Annotated in this window: 20 protein-coding genes; 9 read left to right on the plus strand and 11 right to left on the minus strand. The window is 68.8% G+C overall.

Annotated features, from left to right (window positions below; translation table 11 throughout):
- The coding region (locus ACFYRU_RS38285) for a SpvB/TcaC N-terminal domain-containing protein (protein WP_387668539.1) at positions 1-929 on the minus strand (929 nt) is incomplete at its 3' end.
- Between the two features lie 406 nt (positions 930-1,335).
- Between ACFYRU_RS38285 and ACFYRU_RS38290 the strand changes: the two genes are divergently transcribed.
- From ACFYRU_RS38290 to ACFYRU_RS38305, 4 genes are all read left to right on the plus strand, one after another.
- Positions 1,336-5,259, plus strand: coding sequence for a Pls/PosA family non-ribosomal peptide synthetase (locus tag ACFYRU_RS38290; RefSeq protein WP_387668542.1), 3,924 nt, complete (start codon positions 1,336-1,338; stop codon positions 5,257-5,259).
- The gene (locus tag ACFYRU_RS38295) at positions 5,259-6,566 is read left to right on the plus strand and encodes a M1 family metallopeptidase (protein WP_387668544.1); all 1,308 of its coding nucleotides are present in this window, start codon (positions 5,259-5,261) and stop codon (positions 6,564-6,566) included. Before ACFYRU_RS38290 ends, ACFYRU_RS38295 begins: the two co-directional genes overlap by 1 nt.
- 10 nt (positions 6,567-6,576) lie before the next feature.
- On the plus strand, positions 6,577-7,245 hold the full coding sequence (locus ACFYRU_RS38300; RefSeq protein ID WP_387668546.1) for a hypothetical protein: 669 nt from the start codon (positions 6,577-6,579) through the stop codon (positions 7,243-7,245).
- 97 nt (positions 7,246-7,342) lie between these two features.
- Complete coding sequence (locus ACFYRU_RS38305; RefSeq protein ID WP_387668549.1) at positions 7,343-7,837, plus strand: hypothetical protein; 495 nt, start codon at positions 7,343-7,345, stop codon at positions 7,835-7,837.
- Here the strand turns inward: ACFYRU_RS38305 and ACFYRU_RS38310 are convergent.
- Positions 7,834-8,700: a LysR family transcriptional regulator gene (locus ACFYRU_RS38310; protein WP_387668551.1), complete on the minus strand. Its 867-nt coding sequence runs from the start codon at positions 8,698-8,700 to the stop codon at positions 7,834-7,836. The two genes, ACFYRU_RS38305 and ACFYRU_RS38310, sit on opposite strands and share 4 nt — an antisense overlap.
- Before the next feature lie 70 nt (positions 8,701-8,770).
- Here ACFYRU_RS38310 and ACFYRU_RS38315 point away from each other — a divergent pair, with 70 nt between their 5' ends.
- Positions 8,771-9,736 carry a nitrilase family protein gene (locus tag ACFYRU_RS38315; RefSeq protein WP_387668554.1) on the plus strand — a complete coding sequence of 322 codons (966 nt, stop codon included), beginning with the start codon at positions 8,771-8,773 and terminating at the stop codon, positions 9,734-9,736.
- On the opposite strand, the gene ACFYRU_RS38320 is transcribed toward ACFYRU_RS38315, so the two are convergent.
- From ACFYRU_RS38320 to ACFYRU_RS38330, 3 genes are read right to left on the minus strand one after another with little or no spacing between them, the layout of a single operon-like run.
- Complete coding sequence (locus tag ACFYRU_RS38320; RefSeq protein ID WP_387668903.1) at positions 9,726-10,136, minus strand: 2-C-methyl-D-erythritol 2,4-cyclodiphosphate synthase; 411 nt, start codon at positions 10,134-10,136, stop codon at positions 9,726-9,728. The genes ACFYRU_RS38315 and ACFYRU_RS38320 overlap by 11 nt on opposite strands.
- 56 nt (positions 10,137-10,192) lie before the next feature.
- Complete coding sequence (ispD, locus tag ACFYRU_RS38325; protein ID WP_387668556.1) at positions 10,193-10,891, minus strand: 2-C-methyl-D-erythritol 4-phosphate cytidylyltransferase; 699 nt, start codon at positions 10,889-10,891, stop codon at positions 10,193-10,195.
- Between the two features lie 10 nt (positions 10,892-10,901).
- Positions 10,902-11,387 (minus strand): CarD family transcriptional regulator, encoded by a 486-nt coding sequence (locus tag ACFYRU_RS38330; protein ID WP_130446326.1) that lies wholly within the window; start codon positions 11,385-11,387, stop codon positions 10,902-10,904.
- 286 nt (positions 11,388-11,673) lie between these two features.
- Here ACFYRU_RS38330 and ACFYRU_RS38335 point away from each other — a divergent pair, with 286 nt between their 5' ends.
- Positions 11,674-12,309, plus strand: a complete 636-nt coding sequence (locus ACFYRU_RS38335; protein ID WP_387668559.1) for a hypothetical protein — start codon at positions 11,674-11,676, stop codon at positions 12,307-12,309.
- On the opposite strand, the gene ACFYRU_RS38340 is transcribed toward ACFYRU_RS38335, so the two are convergent.
- From ACFYRU_RS38340 to ACFYRU_RS38350, 3 genes are all read right to left on the minus strand, one after another.
- Positions 12,310-13,329, minus strand: a complete 1,020-nt coding sequence (locus ACFYRU_RS38340; RefSeq protein WP_387668562.1) for an iron-siderophore ABC transporter substrate-binding protein — start codon at positions 13,327-13,329, stop codon at positions 12,310-12,312.
- 81 nt (positions 13,330-13,410) lie between these two features.
- Positions 13,411-14,088 (minus strand): response regulator transcription factor, encoded by a 678-nt coding sequence (locus ACFYRU_RS38345; protein ID WP_141858161.1) that lies wholly within the window; start codon positions 14,086-14,088, stop codon positions 13,411-13,413.
- Complete coding sequence (locus ACFYRU_RS38350; RefSeq protein ID WP_387668564.1) at positions 14,085-15,302, minus strand: sensor histidine kinase; 1,218 nt, start codon at positions 15,300-15,302, stop codon at positions 14,085-14,087. The genes ACFYRU_RS38345 and ACFYRU_RS38350 overlap by 4 nt, the downstream gene beginning before the upstream one ends.
- A 196-nt stretch (positions 15,303-15,498) precedes the next feature.
- Between ACFYRU_RS38350 and phoU the strand changes: the two genes are divergently transcribed.
- The 3 genes from phoU to ACFYRU_RS38365 all read left to right on the plus strand — a co-directional run bounded on the left by phoU (position 15,499) and on the right by ACFYRU_RS38365 (position 17,995).
- On the plus strand, positions 15,499-16,206 hold the full coding sequence (gene phoU / locus ACFYRU_RS38355) for a phosphate signaling complex protein PhoU (RefSeq protein ID WP_387668566.1): 708 nt from the start codon (positions 15,499-15,501) through the stop codon (positions 16,204-16,206).
- 266 nt (positions 16,207-16,472) lie between these two features.
- Positions 16,473-17,243 carry a YfbU family protein gene (locus tag ACFYRU_RS38360; RefSeq protein WP_387668569.1) on the plus strand — a complete coding sequence of 257 codons (771 nt, stop codon included), beginning with the start codon at positions 16,473-16,475 and terminating at the stop codon, positions 17,241-17,243.
- Between the two features lie 5 nt (positions 17,244-17,248).
- Positions 17,249-17,995 carry a hypothetical protein gene (locus ACFYRU_RS38365; protein ID WP_387668571.1) on the plus strand — a complete coding sequence of 249 codons (747 nt, stop codon included), beginning with the start codon at positions 17,249-17,251 and terminating at the stop codon, positions 17,993-17,995.
- Positions 17,996-18,332: 337 nt separating this feature from the next.
- On the opposite strand, the gene ACFYRU_RS38370 is transcribed toward ACFYRU_RS38365, so the two are convergent.
- Genes ACFYRU_RS38370 through mshA form a run of 3 tightly spaced genes read right to left on the minus strand, consistent with a single transcriptional unit; the run spans position 18,333 to position 20,824 of the window.
- Positions 18,333-19,079, minus strand: a complete 747-nt coding sequence (locus ACFYRU_RS38370) for a phosphoglyceromutase (RefSeq protein WP_387668573.1) — start codon at positions 19,077-19,079, stop codon at positions 18,333-18,335.
- A gap of 9 nt (positions 19,080-19,088) precedes the next feature.
- On the minus strand, positions 19,089-19,577 hold the full coding sequence (locus tag ACFYRU_RS38375) for a YbjN domain-containing protein (RefSeq protein ID WP_387668575.1): 489 nt from the start codon (positions 19,575-19,577) through the stop codon (positions 19,089-19,091).
- A complete protein-coding gene (gene mshA, locus ACFYRU_RS38380; protein WP_387668905.1) occupies positions 19,574-20,824 on the minus strand; it encodes a D-inositol-3-phosphate glycosyltransferase in 1,251 nt (416 codons plus the stop codon). Before mshA ends, ACFYRU_RS38375 begins: the two co-directional genes overlap by 4 nt.
- Positions 20,825-20,863: the final 39 nt, after the last annotated feature.

Raw genomic sequence — 20,863 nt, forward strand, 5'->3', positions numbered from 1 at the left:
TCGCCGCGGCCGGTCCAGGTGACCTTCTGCACATACAGATTCCGGCCCATCACCGTGCCGCCGTCCACGCCCGGGTCCTCGACCAGCGCGTAGTGGTAACGCATCACGTTGTCATGGGTGTCGCGGACCTCCCGCAAACCCCACTCCGCGATATCGCCCGCGTCGTCGGCCAGCGTCGCGCCCGCGCCGCCATACAAGAAATGTGTGCCGGACTTGTCCACCACCTCCCACGAATAGGTCTTCGGGTCCGTGCCGTGCCGCACAATCCGCGCGAAACCACCCTCCACCCGGGTGTGGAACACCCGCTCCCCAACCCGCGGCACCGCCGGGCCACGATTCGCCACCGGCGTCAACTCCTGACCGTTCAACAAATACGACTCGGTCTCGGTCGCGGCGTCATACCGCGGCACACCCCAGCGCGTATCCACACTGATCACCGGCCAGCCAACACCCCAGCCCACACCCGTCCAACCATCCCCACCCGACGACGAATACGCCACCCCCACCGACGGCTGCAACCCACCCCGGCCCCCAGGCACCACGACCGGATAACTCACCCCGGCATCACCCGACGACGAACCACCCCCACCCGACGCCACACCCACCCCAGCGGTCGGCGTACCCGCCGTCACACCCTTCAACTGATTCGGATCAAACGACACACCACCCGGACCTTCCGGCGCAGACACCGAACCACCACCAGATGCAGCTGCCGCAGTCGCCAACCGCGGCACACCTGCCGCGCGCTGCACTACACGCCCCGACAAGCCCACCGACGCCGCCCCCGCACGCGCCGGCACTCCCACCAAGACCGCCAACACCACACCCAGCACGAGAAGACGCAAACGCAACAACCGCCTGAACCAATCAACCCCAGAACGCGAAGACACCCGAGCCTCGCCAAACCCGAACAAACCGAAACCACGCATCACGCTGCCTCCGCCAAACAGAAGAAGATAGGGACAACACCACACGGCGGGCACACCGCGTGGGCACATCGACACGGCCCGACACACCGGGCCACGCACTACCTTCAGCTACGGCCCCGCAACCGACCTGAACACAAACTGAAACCACCCGCAGGCAGGGGCAGAGCAAGTGCGCCGCCGATCCATCGGATGGCAGGCCGGGACGTGATGCAACGCGAACACCCTCGAGTTGCACCGGCTGGTGGGCCGGGACAGTGCAGGCTGGACGGGTGAGGCGCGGGTCCTCGGGTGAGCCTTTGGGTCACGTGGCCGAAGGGCGGATCCCCTGGAACGAGCAGTTGATGGGCGGCCCCGCGTGTTTGCTTTGGGTTATCGGGACGGTAACCGGGCGGCGTATTATCCGCCCGTGACGTTGCGACGCGGGGAGTTGGCGACGGCCGCGCGGACGTTGGTGGACGTGCTCGAGGACACGGCCACCCGGTACGCCGACGAGCCGGCGCTCGACGACGGCAGTGTCAGCCTGAGCTATCGCGAACTGCTGGTGCAGACCACCAAGTTCGCAGGCCGGCTGACCGCCGCGGGGATCGGTCCGGGCGACAAGGTCGGGATCCGGATCTCGTCCGGTCACAACGACCTGTACATCGCGATTCTCGGCACCCTGCAGGCCGGTGCCGCGTACGTGCCGGTCGACGCCGACGACCCGGACGAGCGCGCCGAACTGGTCTTCGGCGAGGCCGACGTCGCGGCCACGGTCGGCGACGACCTCGAGCTCACCCTGACCCGTCCGCAGCCCGAGCCGATCGACCCCGAGGCGGCCAACGGCGCCTTCGACTACCCGTACTCCGCACGGATGGATGCGTCGAGTACGACCGACCCCAAGGGCACCGGCCCGGAGCCGACCGACGACGCGTGGGTGATCTTCACCTCGGGCTCGACCGGCGTACCGAAGGGTGTCGCGGTCACGCACCGTTCGGCGGCCGCGTTCGTGGACGCCGAGGCCCGGCTCTTCCTGCAGAACGAGCCGATCGGACCGGACGACCGGGTGCTCGCCGGACTGTCCGTCGCGTTCGACGCGTCCTGCGAGGAGATGTGGCTGGCCTGGCGGCACGGTGCCTGTCTCGTCCCGGCGCCCCGCAGTCTGGTCCGCACCGGTATGGACCTCGGCCCCTGGTTGGTTGCCCAAGGCATCACTATTGTCTCGACCGTGCCGACGCTGGCCGCGCTGTGGCCGGCCGACGCGCTGGACCAGGTCCGGCTGCTGATCTTCGGCGGCGAAGCCTGCCCGCCCGAACTCGCCGAGCGGCTCGCGGTCGAAGGCCGCGAGGTCTGGAACACGTACGGCCCGACCGAGGCCACCGTGGTCGCGTGTGCCGCACAGCTGACCGGCGAGGGCCCGGTCCGGATCGGCCTCCCGCTGGACGGCTGGGACCTCGCCGTAGTAGATGCCGCAGGCAACGAAGTCGCCGACGGCGAGATCGGTGAGCTGATCATCGGCGGCGTCGGCCTGGCGCGGTACCTGGATCCGGTGAAGGACGCGGAGAAGTTCGCGCCGATGCCGACGCTCGGCTGGGAACGCGCGTACCGCAGCGGCGACCTGGTGCGCTCCGACCCGCTCGGCCTGCTGTTCCAGGGCCGCGCCGACGAGCAGGTCAAGCTCGGTGGCCGGCGGATCGAGCTCGGCGAGGTGGATGCCGCGTTGCAGGCGCTGCCGGGTGTCAGCGGCGCCGCGGCCGCCGTCCGGAACAGCGCCGCGGGAAACCAGCTCCTCGTCGGGTACGTCGTACCGGACGACCCCGAGGCGTTCGACAACGCGAAGGCGACCGAGCGGCTACGGGAGGCCCTGCCCGCCGCGCTCGTACCGTTGCTCGCGATCGTGGACACGCTGCCGACCCGGACGTCCGGCAAGGTCGACCGGAACGCGCTGCCGTGGCCGCTGCCCGGGATGGACAGCGACGGCCCGGCCGCGGAGCTCAGCGGTACGGCGGGCTGGCTGTCCGAGCGCTGGACGCGGGTCCTCGGCGCGAAGGTCACCAGCGCCGACAACGACTTCTTCCTGCACGGCGGCGGCAGCCTGGCCGCGGCGCAGCTGGTATCGGCACTGCGGGAGAAGTACCCCGAGGTCACGGTCGGCGACATCTACGAGTACCCGCGGCTCGGCGCGCTGGCCGAGCGGCTCGACGACTTCAAGCCCGCGGAGCAGGAACCCGTCGAGTTGCGCGAGATCCGGCCGACGCCGCGAGGCACGCAACTGCTCCAGACCGCGTTGACGCTGATCCTGCAGACGGTCGTCGGCGTCCGCTGGCTGGTCTACCTGTTCACGCTGAACAACCTGCTCGCGGCACTGATCGAGCCGCTGCCATGGGCGCGGACCGTGTCCTGGTGGTGGATCCTGGCCGGCTGGCTGATCCTGATCAGCCCGGCGGGCCGGATGAGCATTGCTGTCGTCGGCGCTCGCATCCTCTTGAGAGGCCTCAAACCCGGTACGTATCCGCGCGGCGGCAACGTGCACGTCCGGCTGTGGGCGGCCGAGAACCTCGCCGACGCCGCCGGTGCCGCGAACCTCGCGGGCGCGCCGTGGATCACGTACTACGCCCGAGCGCTCGGTGCGAAGATCGGCCGCGGCGTCGACCTGCACACCCTGCCGCCGATCACCGGCATGCTGACGATGGGCCGCGGCGCCTCGATCGAGCCCGAGGTCGACCTGGCCGGCTACTGGACCGACGGCGACCAGCTGCACGTCGGCCGGGTGTCGGTCGCCGCCGACGCGGTGGTCGGCTCCCGCAGTACCTTGCTTCCCGGTGCCGACATCGGCCGGAGCGCCGAAATCATGGCCGGTTCGGCCGTGTCCGGCAAGGTCCCCGACAACGAGCGCTGGTCGGGTTCGCCCGCGGCCCGGATCGGCCGCGCGCGGCACCCGTGGCCGGATCACCGTCCGAACCGCGCGCCGTGGTGGGTCGCGGCGTACGGCGCCCAGTCCGCGCTGATGTCGCTGATCCCGGTCGCCGGCGCGGCGGCCGCGTTCGCCGTCCTCGGCCATGCCCTGCGCGGCACCGACACCCTGGGCGACGCGGCACTGCATGCGCTCGGCGCGGTCCCCCTGATGACGCTGGTCGGTTTCGCGACGATCGCGGTGCTCACGCTGATCGGCGTCCGGCTGCTCGGCATCGGCATCAAGCCCGGTCACTACCCGGTCCGCAGCCGGATCGGCTGGCAGGTCTGGGCCACCGAGCGGCTGCTGGACTCAGCCCGCACTCTGCTCTTCCCGCTGTACGCGAGCCTGCTGACGCCGTGGTGGCTGCGCGCGCTCGGCGCCAAGATCGGCCGCGACGTCGAGGCGTCGACGGTGTTGCTGCTGCCGAAGATGACCACGGTCGGTGAGGGCGCGTTCCTCGCCGACGACACGATGATCGCCTCGTACGAACTCGGCGGCGGCTGGCTGCACGTGGCCGGCGCCAAGGTCGGCAAGCGTGCCTTCCTCGGCAACTCGGGTATGACGGCGCCCGGCCGCAGTGTTCCGAAGAACGGCCTGGTCGCGGTGCTGTCCGCGGCGCCGAAGAAGTCCAAGGCCGGTACGTCCTGGCTCGGCTCGCCTCCGGTGAAGCTCCGGCGCCAGGCCGTTTCGGGCGACCAGAGCCGTACGTACAACCCGCCGTACAAGCTGAAGGTCGCTCGCGCGCTGGTCGAGCTGTGCCGGTTCGTGCCGATGATGTGCACGGTGCTGATCGCGCTCGGCGTGCTGTTCGGGCTGCAGGCGCTGGACATCTGGCTCGGCCCGTGGCTCGCGGTCCTGCTGTCCGGTGCGGTGATCCTGGCCGCCGGCGCGGTCGCGGGCGGAATGGCGACCGTCGCGAAGTGGCTGATCGTCGGCCGGACCCGCGCGGTCGAGTACCCGCTGTGGAGCTCGTTCGTATGGCGCAACGAGGTCGTCGACAGCTTCGTCGAACTCGTCGCCGCGCCGTGGTTCGCGAACGCCGCCGCCGGTACGCCGGTGCTGAACCTCTGGTTGCGGTCACTCGGAGCGAAGATCGGCAAGGGCGTCTGGTGCGAGACGTACTGGTTGCCGGAGGCGGATCTGATCACCCTGGGCGACGGCGCCACGGTGAATCGCGGTTGTGTGCTGCAGACGCACCTTTTTCATGATCGAGTTCTCTCCATGAACACAGTCACCTTCGGGCCCGGGGCAACACTCGGGCCGCATGGCATCGTCCTTCCGGCCGCCGGTCTAGGAGCAGGCGCTACCATCGGCCCGGTGTCTCTCGTCATGCGTGGTGAAGGTGTTCCAGCCGGTACGCGCTGGGCGGGGAACCCGATCGCTCCTTGGCAGGGCTGATGGTTGACCCTTATGTCCCGAGCCATGGAAGCACCGATTACAAGGTCGAGTCGTACGAGCTCGACCTCGACTACCGGGTCAACAGCAACCGGCTGACCGGCAAGGCGACCATCACCGCGTTCGCGACGCAGGCGCTGTCCCGGTTCAGCCTCGACCTGTCCGGGCTGCGCGTGTCGAAGGTCGCGGTGAACGGCCGCCGCCCGCAGCGGTACGCGCACCGGGCCGGCAAGCTGCACATCACGCCGCCGACGGTGATCCCGGACGGCGCCGAGTTCACCGTCGACGTCCAGTACAACGGCAACCCGAAACCCGAGGACAGCCCGTGGGGCGAGCTCGGCTGGGAAGAGCTGACCGAGGGCGTGATCGTCGCCAGCCAGCCGAGCGGCGCGGCGACCTGGTTCCCGTGCAACGACCACCCCGGCGACAAGGCGCACTACCGGATCTCGATCACCACCGACTCGCCGTACCAGGTGGTCGCGAACGGACGGCTCGTGTCGCGGCGGGTCAAGGCCAGCCGTACGACCTGGGTGTTCGACCAGGCCGCGCCGATGGCGACGTACCTCGCGACCGTGCAGATCGGGCGGTACGACGAGGTGGACCTGGCGGCCGCTCCGGTCACGATCCGGGGTGTGTTGCCGGGTGGGCAGATCCGCGAGTTCCGGTACGACTTCGGGCGGCAGCAGGACATGATGAAGCTGTTCTGCCGGCAGTTCGGGCCGTACCCGTTCGGCGGGTACACGGTCGTCGTGACCGACGACCCGCTGGAGATCCCGCTGGAGGCGCAGGGCATCTCGGTGTTCGGCAGCAACCACGTCGACGGGCGGCGCGGCGCGGAGCGGCTGGTCGCGCACGAGCTCGCGCATCAGTGGTTCGGGAACAGCCTGACCCCGTCTTCGTGGCAACACATTTGGCTCAACGAGGGCTTTGCCTGTTACGCCGAGTGGCTGTGGTCGGAGGAGTCGCGCGGGCTGACCGCCGATCAGCAGGTCGCGAAGGCCCATACCCGACTGAAAGGCCTGCCGCAGGACCTGATGCTGTCGGATCCGGGTCCGGAGCTGATGTTCGACGACCGGCTCTACAAGCGCGGCGCGATCACCTTGCACGTACTGCGCAAGCACCTGGGCGACGAGGCGTTCTTCGAGCTGCTCCGGACGTGGACGAAGGAGCACCGCCACGGGTCGGTGACCACGGCGGAGTTCATCGCGCTGGCCATGCGGTTCAGCCCGGACGAGGAGGCGCTGCGGCACCTGTTCGCGGGTTGGCTGGACTCGTACGAACTACCGCCACTGCCACGACGGCATCGATAAAGGTGGGCTGATGAAGTACGTGCCGCTGGAGTTCTTCGGTGGGGTGTCGTTGATCATCCTGGTCAGCGTCATCGCCGGGCGGCACCTGCGGCGGCCCGGTTCGCCGCACGGACCGACCTGGCGGTACATCCTGCTGGGGCTGATGCTCTTCGTCACCGCCGGCGCGTTGAACGCGCTGCCCCCGCACAACGTGGTCCTGGCGGCGCTGGTGATGATCATGGGCGTGGCGTTCTTCGCCATCGGCGTCGCGACGATGGGCGGTGGCAACTTCAGCTTCTACGGCGCCGCGGCCTGCGGGATGGCCGCCGTACCGTTCCTGATGCTGCCGACGCCGATCGGGCTGCACCTCGTCGGCAAGACGATCAACTGCCGGGTCCGCGGCTGGGACGGGTTCTCGGTCACGGACTTCACCGCGGACTGCCCGGACGGCCACAGCTACGACTTCCACAAGCACGGTCTGCACGACTTCCCAGGCGGGAACGTAGAGGTCGTCGTCGACCCGCACGGAATCCTGCAACCCCAGTACGTCGGCGAGGAGAGCCTCACAAAAGATCTCGTCGGCGGCGGCCTCGCTCTGTTCGGTGCGGCAGCCATCGTCGGCGCCGCGGCGTACAACCGGAAGCGCCTGCACGGTGAAGTCCCCCATGTCGTCAAACCGCCCTACTCTTCAGGTCCCTAGGCAGCGCGCCTCATTCCCAGGCTTCAGGGTCATTCCAGGCCGATGGCCTAGGTTCCGCACCGAACCCGGAAGACAGACTCGTGATCAGGCAGGAAATATGTTCAAAGGTGCGGCACTACGGCGGTTCACACGCAGAGGCGTGATCGGAGGCGCGATCGTCACGGCATGCCTTGCGGGGCTGGCAGTTGCGCCGGCTCAGGCGATCACAGACATGAGCGTGACTCTGCGAATGAGCACCACGACCGACGCCTACGGCAACCCGCGCGTCGCCGCGATCTACACCGCCGACCTTCCGACCGACAGCGGTTGGGGGTACCTCTACAACGGCGGATCAATCACCGTGAATTGCTACGGCGACGATGGCTCCACAAGGTCGTTGTTGTTCAGCACCGTTCACACCATGAATACCGCACAGAACCTTTGGGCGGACGACGCCAACATCCATCTCTCGGGCTTTAAGGACGCGCCGAAGGGCGGGCTCTTCAACGAGGATCTGGATGGCACCGACGAGATCTACTGCACCTTGACGTGGCGCGACGGTGACGGCGGCACGATCTCGCGAAAGACGCTTGAACGCACTGGGGACTTCTAGGCCGACCGCGCCACCTCGGCTGCTGCCTTGACGAAGCGTTCGGTGAGTGGCGTACGGGTGGCCCACGCGGCGCCGGTCCACCAGGTCGCCGCGCGGCCGGGGAGTGGGACGAGGCGGATCTCCGGCGGTGCGATCCGTTCGGCGGTCTGCGGTACGACGGCCGGCCCGGCGCCCGCGGCCGTCAGCGCGAGTACGGTCTGCAGATCCCCGGCTTCCTGAAGTACTTGCGGATGGCAACCAAGCTCGGCGTACAGGCTGTTGATCTGCGCGGTCAGCCCCGGCCCACGCGCCGGCGTCAACCGCACCAGCGGCCGGGCGTCGATCCAGCTGACGAGATCGCGCGGCAGCGTCTGATCGGCCGGTACGGCGAGGGTCAGCCGGTCGCGCCGCAGCCGGAGATGCTCCAGCCCGGCCGGCGCCGGCAACCGGACGAACCCGATCTGCAGACTCCCCGCCAGCAGCCGCTCGCACTGGACCGCCGACGGCAGGTCCTCCAGCGAGATCGTCACTCCCGGCCACCGGGACCGGAAGAGCGCCACCGCCCGCGGCGCCAACTCGATCCCGGACAGGCCGAACCCGATCGCGAGCGATCCCTCGGCACCGGACGCGACCTGCGCGGCCCGCCGTTCGAACGCCTCCGACCGCTCCAGCAACTCCAGAGCGTCAGCAAGCAACAGCTCACCCGCCGGGGTCAGCCGGGCGCCGTGCCGGCCGCGGGTGAACAGCACCGCACCGACCCGGCGCTCGAGAACCTGGATCTGTTTGGTCAGCGCCGGCTGGCTGGTCGACAGCTCCGCCGCCGCGGCACCGAAGTTCCGCAGCCTGGCCACTGTGACGAACGCCCGGAGCAGACGGAGATCCATAACAACAGGATATGGAATCTGGACAAACAGTCATTGGACGTCATGGATGCTCGGGCGTTTCGATGGGGGTATGACGTCCTTTCGCGCAGCGGTTGTCCAGTTCGAACCGGTTCCCGACGACACCTCGGCCAATCTCGCCGCGGTCGAGCGGCTGGCTCGAGACGCGGCTCGTGGTGGCGCGAGGTTGGTCGTGTTCCCGGAGATGTGCCTGCTCGGGTACTGGCATCTGCGGCGGCAGACCGCGACGCGACTGCATGAGTTGGCCGAGCCTGCCGACGGCCCGCTGGTCAGCCGGGTCGTTGCGCTGGCCGCCGAGCTCGGCGTGGGACTCGGGGTCGGGTTCCTGGAAGTTGCCGACGGCGTGTTGTTCAACGCGTACGCCGTGTGCCTGCCGGACGGGCGGGTCCACGTACACCGGAAGCTGCATGCCTTCGAACACGAGGCGATCGCGAGCGGATCGGCTCACACGGTCTTCGACACGCCGTGGGGGTTCCGGGCCGGGGTGCTGATCTGCTGGGACAACAACCTGGTCGAGAACGTCCGGATCACGGCGTTGCTCGGTGCAACGGTACTGATCGCACCGCATCAGACCGGCGGGACGAACTCCCGCAGCCCGTACGGGATGAAGCCGATCCCGCTGTCCGTTTGGGAGCACCGCCGGACCGACCCGGCCGCCGTCGAGGCCGCCTTCAACGGTCCCAGTGGCCGCGAGTGGCTGCTCCGCTGGCTGCCGTCGCGGGCCCATGACAACGGATTGTTCGTGCTGTTCAGCAACGGAGTCGGCCGGGATGACGACGAGGTCCGCACCGGCAACAGCATGATCCTCGACCCGTACGGCCGGATCGTCTCGGAAACCCCCGTCGCGGCCGAGGCAGTCGTGCTCGGCGAGCTGGATCTGTCTCTCGTCCCGCTCTCCACCGGGCGCCGGTGGCTCCGGGGACGGCGGCCCGAGCTCTACAACCTGCTGACCGAGCGAACAGGCAACGAGCTGAACCCGCGAGAGGCTCGCTTCTCGACGGAGCCCGTCAGTAGATGAGGGCTGTGGCTAGGGCTGTGATGCCTTCGGAGCGGCCGGGGAAGCCTAGGCCGTCGGTGGTTGCGGCGCTGACCGATACGTCGGCGTCGCAGGCGGCCGACAGCACCTTTTCGGCCTCTTCGCGGCGGGTGCCGATCCGCGGGCGGTTGCAGACGACCTGCACCGCGACGTTGCCGATCTCGAACCCGGCGGCGCGCACCCGACGGGCCGCTTCCGCCACCAGCACGACACCCGCGGCGCCCGCCCACTCGGGCTCGGACGTCCCGAAGTTCGACCCGAGGTCACCCAGCTTCGCGGCAGTGAGCAACGCCGTACAGATCGCGTGCGCCGCAGCGTCACCGTCCGAGTGCCCCGACAACCCAGCCGGCTCGTCCGGCCAGTGCAGACCGGCCAGCCACATCGGGCGGCCTTCCTCCAGCGGGTGTACGTCGATCCCGTTGCCGACGCGTGGGAGTTTCACGACGTCCGCCTCTCCGCGAGCAGTGCCTCGGCCAGCAGCAGGTCCAGCGGCCGCGTCACCTTGAACGCGTCCGGAGACCCCTCGACCGTCCGTACTGTCACACCAAGACGCTCGCACATCATCGCGTCATCGGTCACGCCGGCATCCGCGCCCGCGGCATGCGCGCGCCGCAGCACCTCGGGATCGAACCCCTGCGGCGTCTGTACGGCGACCAGCGTCGACCGGTCGGGCGTGTCGACCACCTCGCCCCCGGGTCCGACCACCTTGATCGTGTCCGTCACCGGCACCACCGGCACGACGGCGTCGGCGCCGGACCGCACCGCCGCGACCACCCGCTCGATCACGTCGACCGGTACGAACGCGCGTGCGGCGTCGTGGACGAGGATGCAGTCGATGCCGTCCACGGGCAGCACGTCCAAGGCCGCCCGTACCGAATCCGGCCGCTCGGCGCCGCCCGCGACCACGATCAGCCGGGCGTCACCGACGTACGGCTCGAGCTCCTTGCCGACGGCATCCTCCGCGCCCGCCGGTACGGCGACCACGAAGCAGACGAGGTCGGCGGCGGTCGCTGCCTTCAGGCCACGCACCGCGTGGACCAGCAGCGAATCGCCACCGACCTCTCGAAATGCCTTCGGTGTCTCTCCACCAAGCCGCAGCCCCAGCCCGGCCGCGGGAATCACGACCGCGCTACTCATCGGAACTGTGTTAGGAGGCGAGGACCTCGTCGAGGATGGCTTCCGCCTTGTCCTCGTTGGTGTGCTCGGCCAGCGCCAGCTCGGAGACGAGGATCTGGCGAGCCTTCGCCAGCATCCGCTTCTCACCGGCGGACAGACCGCGGTCACGTTCGCGGCGCCACAGGTCGCGGACGACCTCTGCCACCTTCAGCACGTCACCGGAGTGCAGCTTCTCCAGGTTCGCCTTGTAACGACGCGACCAGTTGGTCGGCTCCTCCGTGTGCGGTGCACGCAGCACGTCGAAGACGCGCTCCAGGCCGGCCTGATCCACGACGTCACGCACGCCGACGAGATCGAGGTTGCACGCGGGGACCCGGACGACCAGGTCGTTCTGAGCGACGATCCTCAAGACCAGATAGGTCTTGTCCTCACCTTTGATCTGACGGGTCTCGATGTCCTCGATGACGGCCGCTCCGTGATTGGGGTAAACAACCGTCTCGCCGACTGTGAAAGTCATGTGTGAAGTGCCCCTTTCCAAGATCCATACTACCACGTGGCGCATGGTCCGGTTCGGGCGTTTGCGCTGGTCAGGGGCCACTTCCCGCCTTGACAAACGATCTGCGGCGTGCCTCGTGCGCGCGTATACCGTTGCCTCCCGCACCACCTGGCCACTCCATTATGGGCATCCCGGCATCAAGGGTCGCGGATGCGAGGGCTACGCTTTGGGGCGCCGGAGGCCGCTGCCTGACGGCACCGCAGTTGTCGCAACCAGGTCGCAACCAGCTTGCACGAGAGGGATTCCAGTGCCGATCAGCTTGTCCTCGCGGATCGCCCGGCGCACCGCGCTGGCGGGTGCCGCCGCCACTCTCAGTATCGCGCTGGCGGCATGCAGCGCGAGCTTCTCCGCGCCGACCCTGCAGCCGTACCAGGCCGCCGAGGGGACGAACGTGGAGAGCGGTCAGCTCAAGCTCCGCAACTTCCTGGTGCTCGCCGACGCGGACGGCAAGGGTGAGCTGCACGGCGTGATCGTGAACGACAGCGACACCGCGGACACCCTGGTCAAGATCGCCCAGGCCGACGCCAGCACGTCCGACGGCCAGGCCGGCAGCGACCAGCCGCAGCCGGGCCAGGTCCAGTTCACCGGGCTGACCGACCCGATCGACCTGGCGCCGCACACCGCCCTGCTACTGCCGGGCTCCAGCACCGGCGGCGCCGAGGCCGCGACCCCGTCGCCCAGCTCGTCCGCGGGACCGACCGAGACGCCGTCGGCCCCGACTCCGGGCGCCGAGGACGGCGGCCCGGCGATCACCGTGACCGGCGCGAAGCCCGGTCAGATGGTCAACGTCACGGTCACCTTCGGCACCGCGGCCCCGGTCTCGGCGTACGTCCCGGTCCTCACCGACGACCACTACTCGCCGACCCCGGTCCCGGCGCAGTAGTCAGTTCTTGCTGGCGGAGGCTGCCTTCGACAGGCCCGGGAGGACCTTGTCCAGCACCCACGGGACGCTCAGTACGCTGACCGCGCTCATGCCGGAGATCACCTGCTGGTCCTGCAGCGGGTACGCGCCTCCGCTCTTGACCGCCTTCAGCGACGAGTAGACCGGGTCGGCCAGGAACTTCTGCGTCCCGATGCCGTCGACGTACGCGATCAGTACGTCGGCGTCGACGTCCGCGACCTTCTCCTTGCTGACCGCCAGCGAGAAGTCCTTCTTCGTGTTGGTCTTCTCCAGCGCCTCGACCCCCGGCGAGTTCTTGAAGCCCATCTCGTTCAGGATCTGCACGCGCGGGTCGCCCGGCATGTAGACGTAGTTCTCGGCGCCGAACGAGCCGACCGTGATGGTCTTGCCCTTGAACTCGGGGTGTTCGGCAGCGACCTGCTTGATCTTGTCCTGGATGCCGGTGATCAGCTTCTCCGCGTCGGCCTTCTTGCCGAGCGCCTCGCCGACCAGCAGCGTCTGGTCCTGCCAGGTCGTCTGCCACGGCGCCCCCGGGTACGCCACGGTCGGCGCGATGTCGCTCAGGGTCTTGTACGTCGCCGCGTCGAACCCTTCGTACGGCGCCAGGATCACGTCCGGCTTCAGCGCCGCGATCTTCTCGAACGGGTACTTGTCCCCGGTGTCGAGCAGGGTCGTCTTGGACTTGTCGAACTTGTCGGCGTCCCACGCGGTGACGCCGTCGGCGGTCGGGCCGTACGTGACCTTCGGCATCCCGACCGGGGTCTCGCCGAGCGCGTAGACCACGTCCTGGGCGTTCCAGCCGAGCGTGACGATCCGCTCCGGCTTCTTGGTGATGGTCGTCTCGCCGAACGTGTTCTTCAGCGTGACCGGGAACCCGGACGAGGCGGTACCGGCCGATGTGTCGGCTGTCTTGTCGTCGCCGCTGCCGCACGCGGCCAGCGAGGTCGTGGCGAGCAGCACAGTGGTGACTGCGCTGACGACCTTGGTACGGGACCAGGACATGAGTAACTCTCCTTAGCTGTGCCTCAACTAAGGAGAGCCTAAGCTAACCTCGCAGGCTGTCGCGACCCGCGAGGGTGTGACTCAGGACTCGAACTTGTACCCCAGGCCACGCACGGTGACCAGGTGCTGCGGGTTCGACGGGTCCTTCTCGAGCTTCGAGCGCAGCCGCTTGACGTGCACGTCCAGGGTCTTGGTGTCGCCCACGTAGTCGGCGCCCCAGATCCGGTCGATCAGCTGCCCGCGGGTGAGCACCCGCCCGGTGTTCCGCAGCAGCATCTCGAGCAGCTCGAACTCCTTCAGCGGCAGCCGGATCTCGGTACCGCCGACCGTCACCACGTGCCGCTCGACGTCCATCCGTACCGGCCCTGCCTCGAGGGTGTCCGGCAGCAGCTCGACGTCCTGGCCACGACGCAGTACGGCGCGCACGCGGGCGAGCAGCTCGCGCGGGCTGTACGGCTTGGTGACGTAGTCGTCCGCGCCCAGCTCGAGCCCGACGACCTTGTCGACCTCGGTGTCCTTGGCGCTGACGATGATCACCGGGACGTTGCCCCGGCTGCGCAGCGCCCGGCAGACCTCGGTGCCGGACAGGCCCGGCAGCATCAGGTCGAGCAGGACGATGTCCGCACCGGCGCGGTCGTACTCGTCCAGCGCGTCCGGTCCGGTCTCCGCGACGGCGACCTCGAACCCCTCCTTGCGCAGCACGTACGACAGCGCGTCGCTGTAGCTCTCTTCGTCTTCGACGACCAGCACTCGGGTCACGAAGCTGTCTCCTTTGCGATCTGACCTGACGGGGTAGGCGTCAGGGGAACGGCCGCCTCCTCCTGGCTGGGGGAGTCGGTCTGGCCCGGCGCGGGTTCGAACCGCAGCGGGAGTCTCACGGTGAAGGTGGAGCCCTGGCCCTCGACGCTCCAGACCCGTACGTCGCCACCGTGGATGGAGGCGATGTGCTTGACGATCGAGAGGCCGAGACCGGTACCGCCGGTCTCCCGGCTGCGGGCCCGGTCGACCCGGTAGAAGCGTTCGAAGATCCGCTCCAGGTCGCTGCTCGGGATGCCCACGCCCTGGTCGGACACGGTCACCTCGACCAGGTCGCCGATCGGGTGCGCGGCGACCGCGACCCGGGTGCCGTCCGGGCTGTAGTTGATCGCGTTCTCGACCAGGTTGCCGATCGCCATCGCGAGCTGGTCCTCGCTGCCCAGCACCTCGAGCTCGGGTTCGGTCTTCACCACGATCTTGATGTCGCGGTCCTCGGCGTCGATCCGGCAGCGGTCCACCGCGGTCTCGATGATCGAGTTGATGTCCACCGGGCCCGGGTTCTCCAGCGGGTCGTCGCCCTGCAGCCGGGACAGCTCGATGATCTCCTTGACCAGCCGGCTCAGCCGGGACGCCTCGATCCGCATCCGGTCCGAGAACCGCTGCACGGCCTCCGGGTCGTCGGACGCCTCCGAGACCGCGTCGGCGAGCAGGATCAGCGCGCCGACCGGGGTCTTCAGCTCGTGGCTGACGTTGACGGTGAAGTCCCGCCGGATCGCTTCCAGACGGCGCTCCCGGGTCCGGTCCTCGACCAGTACCAGGACGAGCTGGCTGCCCAGCGGCGCCACCCGCGCACTGACGTACTGCGTGGCGCCGAGCCGGCCGCGGACGATCTCCAGGTCCTGCTGGCGGATCTCCCCGTCCCGGCGGACCTGGCGGACCATGTGCAGGATGTCGTCCACCACGAGCCTCTCGCCGCGGACGATGCCGAGCACGTGCGCCGGAGCGCTGGCCTGCAGGACCTGGTCCTCCGGGCCCATCACGACCGCACTCGAACGCAGTACGGACAGCACGGTGGCGACACCGGACGGTACGGCGGGCTCCGGGGACTCCGGGATCTTGCGCTGGGCCCGCTCCGACAGCATCATCGCACCGAGCGAAAGCAGGGCCAGGGCCGCGCCGATGACGCCGCCCAGCACCGCAGCCAGCGTGGGGTCCACGGCAACGATGCTACGCGGGCAACCAGCAGGGAAAGACCGAATGAGCACCGGATGACCGGGACACGACTCAACTGTTCATCAGGCGTTCACCACTCGTCGCCGTCCGGCAACCTCGACGGCATACGGTCACCGGTGGGCGGGTACCGTGCGGGTGCCCCACCGTGGCACCGGACACCACAGATCGGATTCGAACACCATGCGTGACAGTTACCACGAGCAGCTCGACGACATCCTCGCCGAGCTGGAGCGGATGACGCGGACGGTGTCCACCGCCGTACGGCGGTCCACCTCGGCCCTGCTGGAGGCCGACATCCGCAAGGCCGAAGAGGTCATCGCGGCCGACATCCAGCTCGACGCCGCCGGTGAGGGCGTCGAGGAGAAGGTCTTCGAGCTGATGGCCCGCCAGTCGCCGGTCGCCAACGAGCTGCGGATGCTGGTCGCCGCGCTGCGGATGGTCGCCGACCTGGAGCGGATGGGCGACCTGGCCGCGCACGTCTCGAAGATCGCCCGGATGCGCTACCCGGCGCCCGCGATCCCGAACGAACTGCACGACGTCATCGAGGCGATGGGCGCCGTGGCCGGCAAGATGGTCGACGCGGCCGGCGACGTGATCTCGACCCGCGACGTCGAGGCGGCCGGCAAGCTCGAGGCCACCGACGACGAGATGGACAAGCTCCGCTCCAACCAGTTCCGGCTGATGATGGACGCCGACTGGCCGCACGGCGTCGAGGTCGCCGTCGACATGGCTCTCCTCAGCCGCTACTACGAACGCATCTCCGACCACGCGGTCGCAATGGCCCGCCGAGTCGTCTACCTCGTCACCGGCGAACTCCCCGTAGCCATCGGCGGCACCGCCGCCGGCTCCGGCGCCGGCGCCTCCACCCCCAACCCCAACGGCAACTGACCTTCCCGCAAAGGAGCCCCCGGCAAGTAGTTGCCGGGGGCTCCTTTCTGTTTCGGCTACCGGGACACGCCGCGAAAAGGACGCGCCTTCGGCGCGCCTGTATTTTCTTGCCGGCTTCGCCGGCGCACGTTGCCCGCCGACGTGGAGCCGTGGGATTGATCGAGGCGCGGGGGTCCCGGTTGCGGCGTGGCTCGGCAGCGAGGTTCCTGTCTGCTAGTCTGATGTAGTACGTAATACATTGCGGGATACGAAATACGTTGGGAATCATGGCGACAATCACCCTCCGGGTCGACGACCCGGTGCGCGAGCAGCTCCAGGCCATGGCCGAGGGGAGAGGGGTCAGTGTCAGTGACCTCGTGCGGTCACTGATCGACGGGCTGTTCGATCGGGACGATCGGGCAGAGCCGCGTCGCACCGTCGTACCCGAGAGCATGACCGCGGTCGACCGCAAGCAGCTCGCGCTGCTGCACAAGATCCTCGCACGGCTCGTCGAGGAGAAGATCGATGACGATCGGCTTGGCGACGACGGAAACACTTCTTACCAGCTCGATCGTGCCCAGGCGCTCGAGGAGGGCTGGACCACGGAGTATGACCTGGAGTTCTACGTCATGCAGCCGGAGCTGTCCCGCCGCGAATGCGGGCTGGTGATGGATCTCCTGGACATGTTCCGGATCCTGAAGGTCAGCGTCGCAAAGGTCGCGGCCGAGTTGTCCGAAGACGAACTCCTGATGCTGGAGTTCGACGGCTTCGACGGGAACGACAACGTCGAGGGGCGGCTCCTCGACTACGCCCGGTGGCTCGTGTCCGACAAGGAACGGTGGCAGGAGCAGGCCGAAGTCTTCTCGCGGGAAAACGACGCAGGCAACTCCCACTCGCCCCGGCTCAGGGCGTACCGGCGGATGCTCGAGGCCTACGAGCCGATCTGGAACAGCGTCGTTCACCGCCGAGGGCGGCGTACAGACTATCTGCTCACCGTCGACGAACTTCGGCAGATCGCCGCCGCTGCAATCCATCCCAGCAACCGGACCGGAAGGTAGCCAGCATGCGCGTCGGGGTCTACATCGACGGGTTCAATCTCTACTACGGTGGCAAGTTCCTCGTCGGCGGCGGTGGCCTGCCCGGGTGGCGCTGGCTCGACCTTCGCGGGCTGGCGGCCAACGTCATCGCCGCCAACTCGGGCTGGGCGCCGGCCACCTCGCTGCGCGTCGTCTACTGCACCGCCAGGATCCGGGCCGACGCGAACAACCCGAGCGCGGCCGGCCCCCGCGAGCAAGACATCTACCTCCGAGCCCTGGCCGCGTCGGGATCTGCCGACGAGATCGCGTACGGCACCTACGTCAGCCGCGTCACGACCGCACCGCTGGCCACCGCGGGTCGCCGCGGGAGGCCCGTGCTCGCCCGTCCTGGTTGGCCCGTGATGATCAAGGACGGCACGTGCTCCACGGACATCCCCGATGCAACCTTCATGGTCTCGGTGGCCCGCAGAGAGGAGAAGGGCAGCGACGTCAACGTCGCCGCGCACCTGCTCCTGGACGTCCTCCAGCAGAACGTCGACGCCGCCGTCGTCATCAGCAACGACAGCGATCTGGAGTTCCCCATCCGTCAAGCTCGCGATCGCGTGCCGGTCGGCACGGTCAACCCGACGAAGAACTACACCGCCGGCGCACTCAACGGCGCGCCGAGTGAGGGTGTCGGCGGACACTGGTGGTACCAGCTGACGCCCGCCGACCTCTTCGGCTCCCAACTGCCCGCCACGATAGGGAGGCTCGAGAAGCCCGCTCCGTGGTGACCACACACGGCCGCAGCTTCATAGCGACCCGGGCAAAGGTAAACCCGTCCCACGAAGGAGACGGGCGGTATAGGAAGAGTCTAGACAGGCCGAAGCCGCGCTAGCAAACCAACACACTTCCATTTCTGTGTCCCGAGGGGAGTACGGCGGCGGCCAGTTCTGCCTCACGCGCCCCGGCGAAGCCGGCAAGACCAGCCCGCCGAGGGCGTGATCTTCTCACCCGAAACCAGCGGTTCGCCGGGACCTGGCCCGGCAGTACCTGACGCGCACCCGGCGAAGCCGGCAACAAGACAGCCGCGCCGAAGGCGTGTCCTTTCGGCGCGGGTTCGGGGCTGGATCAGCGGCCCTGGTTTTTGACGGCTTCGATGGATTCTTTGGCGGCGGTGGGGTCTAGGTATTCGCCGCCGGGGGTGAGTGGCTTGAAGTTGTCGTCGAGTTCGTAGTAGAGGGGGATGCCGGTCGGGATGTTCAGGCCGACGACCGTCTTCTCGTCGAGGTTGTCGAGGTGTTTGACGAGGGCGCGGAGGCTGTTGCCGTGGGCCGTCACCAGTACGGTCTTCTGAGCGCGGAGGTCGGGGACGATCGCGTCGTACCAGTACGGGAGCATCCGCTCGACGACGTCCTTGAGGCACTCGGTCGCGGGCAGCAGCTCGGGCGGCAGGCCGGCGTAGCGCGGGTCGCCTGCCTGGTCGTACTCGGAGCCGCGTTCGATCGCCGGCGGCGGGGTGTCGTACGAGCGGCGGAACAGCATGAACTGCTCCTCGCCGAGCTCTTCCAGGGTCTGCTTCTTGTCCTTGCCCTGCAGGCCGCCGTAGTGGCGTTCGTTCAGCCGCCAGGAGCGCCGTACGTCGATCCACTGGCGGTCGGCGACCTCGAGGGCGATGTTCGCGGTCCGGATCGCGCGGCGCAGCACCGAGGTGTGCAGTACGTCGGGCAGCAGGTCACGGTCGCGGAGCAGCTCCCCACCGCGCTGCGCCTCCTCGACGCCCTGCGCGTTCAGGTCGACGTCGACCCAGCCGGTGAAGAGGTTCTTGGCGTTCCAGTCGCTGTGGCCGTGGCGGAGCAGGATCAGGCGATAGGTCATACCCGAAGACTACCGAGGCTCCAGCCAGCCCTTGAAAGCGTCCAGGTTTCGAGTCGACTCACCCCGCGAAACCCGCCAGTCGTACTCGCGCCGGATCGACGTGGCGAACCCGAGTTCGAGGATCGTGTTGAACGACGAGTCGGCGTACTCCAGCACCGCCCCGAGCAGCCGGTCCACCTCACTGGGCGTGATCGCGTGCAGCGGTACGCGTCCGTCCAGGTGGATGTCGCCGAGATGGTCGACGGCGAACGCGACGCCGTACATCTTCAGGTTCCGCTCCAGCAGCCACCGGTAGACGGCGGCGTGGTTCTCGTCCGGATGCCGCGCCACGAACGCGTGTACGTGGACCGCCTGCGGCCCGACCGACAGCTGCACGGTCGTCTTGAGCTTCCGCTCCCCGGGCAGATCAGCCGCGAAAACTCCCGGCTGGTCCTCGGTGAACGACAGCTCGTTCTCGGTCAGTACCTGGCGGATCACGTCCGCCGCAGAAACTCTCACCCGGCTACCTCCGCGGCGATCTCGGCCGCCATCGTCTGCGCGGCGGTCCGGTACGCCGCCAGCGTCCTGCGCGCGGTCAGTTCCCAGCCGAACCCCTGGGCGTGCGAGACCGCCGCGTGGCTCATGCTCTCGCGGACGGCCGGATCCGTCGCGATCCGCGCCAGCGCGTCGGCGAAGTCGTCCACGCCGTGCCCGTGGACGAGGTACCCGGTCCGCCCGTCGACCACCGCCGTACTCAGGCCACCCACCGCCGCCGCGACCACCGGCGTACCGCATGCCTGGGCTTCCAGCGCGACCAGCCCGAAGGACTCGGAGTACGACGGTACGCACACGACCGACGCCGCCCGGTACCAGGTGGCCAGCCGCGCGCGCTCCATCGGCTTCACGAACCGGGTCACGTCCTCGATCCCCAGCGCCCGCGCCAGCTCCGCATGCGACTCCGGGTGCTCCATCCCGTTCCCGGACGGCCCGCCGATGATCGCCACGACCAGCCGCGAACGCAGCCCTGGGTCGCGCGAAATCATCCGCGCCGCCGCCCGGATCAGCAGATCGGGAGCCTTCAGCGGCTGCAGCCGCCCGACGAACGCCAGTACGACGGCATCCGCCGGCAACCCGACGGCCTGCCGCGCCGCGGCCTGCGAACCGGGGTGGAACAGGTCCAGGTCCACACCCGGGTTGACCACACCCACCTTCGCCGGCTGAGCGCCGTACAACGAGATCAGCTCGCGCGCCTCGTCGTCGGTGTTCGCGAGCAGCCGGTCCGCGGCCTCGACGACCTGCTCCTCGCCGAGCAACCGCGCGGGCGGTTCGGGTACGTCGTCCTCGGCCAGGCTGGCGTTCTTCACCTTGGCCATCGTGTGCATGGTGTGAACCAGTGGGACCGCCCAACGATCGCGGGCGAGCAGGCCGACCTGGCCGGACAACCAGTAGTGCGAGTGGATCACGTCGTACCAGCCGGGCTCGTGGATCGCCTCGGCGCGCAACACCGCGCGGGCGAACGTACACAGCTGGGCGGGCAGCTCGTTCTTGGTCAGACCCTCGTACGGGCCGGCGGCAACGTTGCGGACCGTCACACCGGGCTCCAGCTCGACCCGGGCGGGCAGCGCCGACGCGGTCGCGCGGGTGAACACGTCGACCTCGATCCCCAGCCCGGCGAGCTGTTTCGACAGCTCCACGACGTACACGTTCATGCCGCCGGCGTCCCCGGTGCCCGGCTGGTCGAGCGGCGATGTGTGCAGGCTGATCATCGCGACCCGCCGGATCTGCGAGAGCGGGGTTTCGGTCAC

It is taken from the genome of Kribbella sp. NPDC004536, from assembly GCF_042873835.1.
GTDB lineage: Bacteria > Actinomycetota > Actinomycetes > Propionibacteriales > Kribbellaceae > Kribbella.

Bases quoted from the DNA above. Each gene is read 5' to 3' on its own strand.
- ACFYRU_RS38305 (WP_387668549.1), top strand. From the start codon at position 7,343: ATGTTCAAAGGTGCGGCACTACGGCGGTTCACACGCAGAGGCGTGATC.
- ACFYRU_RS38320 (WP_387668903.1), bottom strand. From the start codon at position 10,136: ATGTGGCTGGCCGGTCTGCACTGGCCGGACGAGCCGGCTGGGTTGTCG.
- ACFYRU_RS38310 (WP_387668551.1), bottom strand. From the start codon at position 8,700: ATGGATCTCCGTCTGCTCCGGGCGTTCGTCACAGTGGCCAGGCTGCGG.
- ACFYRU_RS38300 (WP_387668546.1), top strand. From the start codon at position 6,577: ATGAAGTACGTGCCGCTGGAGTTCTTCGGTGGGGTGTCGTTGATCATC.
- ACFYRU_RS38365 (WP_387668571.1), top strand. From the start codon at position 17,249: ATGCGCGTCGGGGTCTACATCGACGGGTTCAATCTCTACTACGGTGGC.
- phoU (WP_387668566.1), top strand. From the start codon at position 15,499: ATGCGTGACAGTTACCACGAGCAGCTCGACGACATCCTCGCCGAGCTG.
- ACFYRU_RS38340 (WP_387668562.1), bottom strand. From the start codon at position 13,329: ATGTCCTGGTCCCGTACCAAGGTCGTCAGCGCAGTCACCACTGTGCTG.
- mshA (WP_387668905.1), bottom strand. From the start codon at position 20,824: ATGATCAGCCTGCACACATCGCCGCTCGACCAGCCGGGCACCGGGGAC.
- ACFYRU_RS38295 (WP_387668544.1), top strand. From the start codon at position 5,259: ATGGTTGACCCTTATGTCCCGAGCCATGGAAGCACCGATTACAAGGTC.
- ACFYRU_RS38315 (WP_387668554.1), top strand. From the start codon at position 8,771: ATGACGTCCTTTCGCGCAGCGGTTGTCCAGTTCGAACCGGTTCCCGAC.
- ispD (WP_387668556.1), bottom strand. From the start codon at position 10,891: ATGAGTAGCGCGGTCGTGATTCCCGCGGCCGGGCTGGGGCTGCGGCTT.
- ACFYRU_RS38360 (WP_387668569.1), top strand. From the start codon at position 16,473: ATGGCGACAATCACCCTCCGGGTCGACGACCCGGTGCGCGAGCAGCTC.
- ACFYRU_RS38330 (WP_130446326.1), bottom strand. From the start codon at position 11,387: ATGACTTTCACAGTCGGCGAGACGGTTGTTTACCCCAATCACGGAGCG.
- ACFYRU_RS38370 (WP_387668573.1), bottom strand. From the start codon at position 19,079: ATGACCTATCGCCTGATCCTGCTCCGCCACGGCCACAGCGACTGGAAC.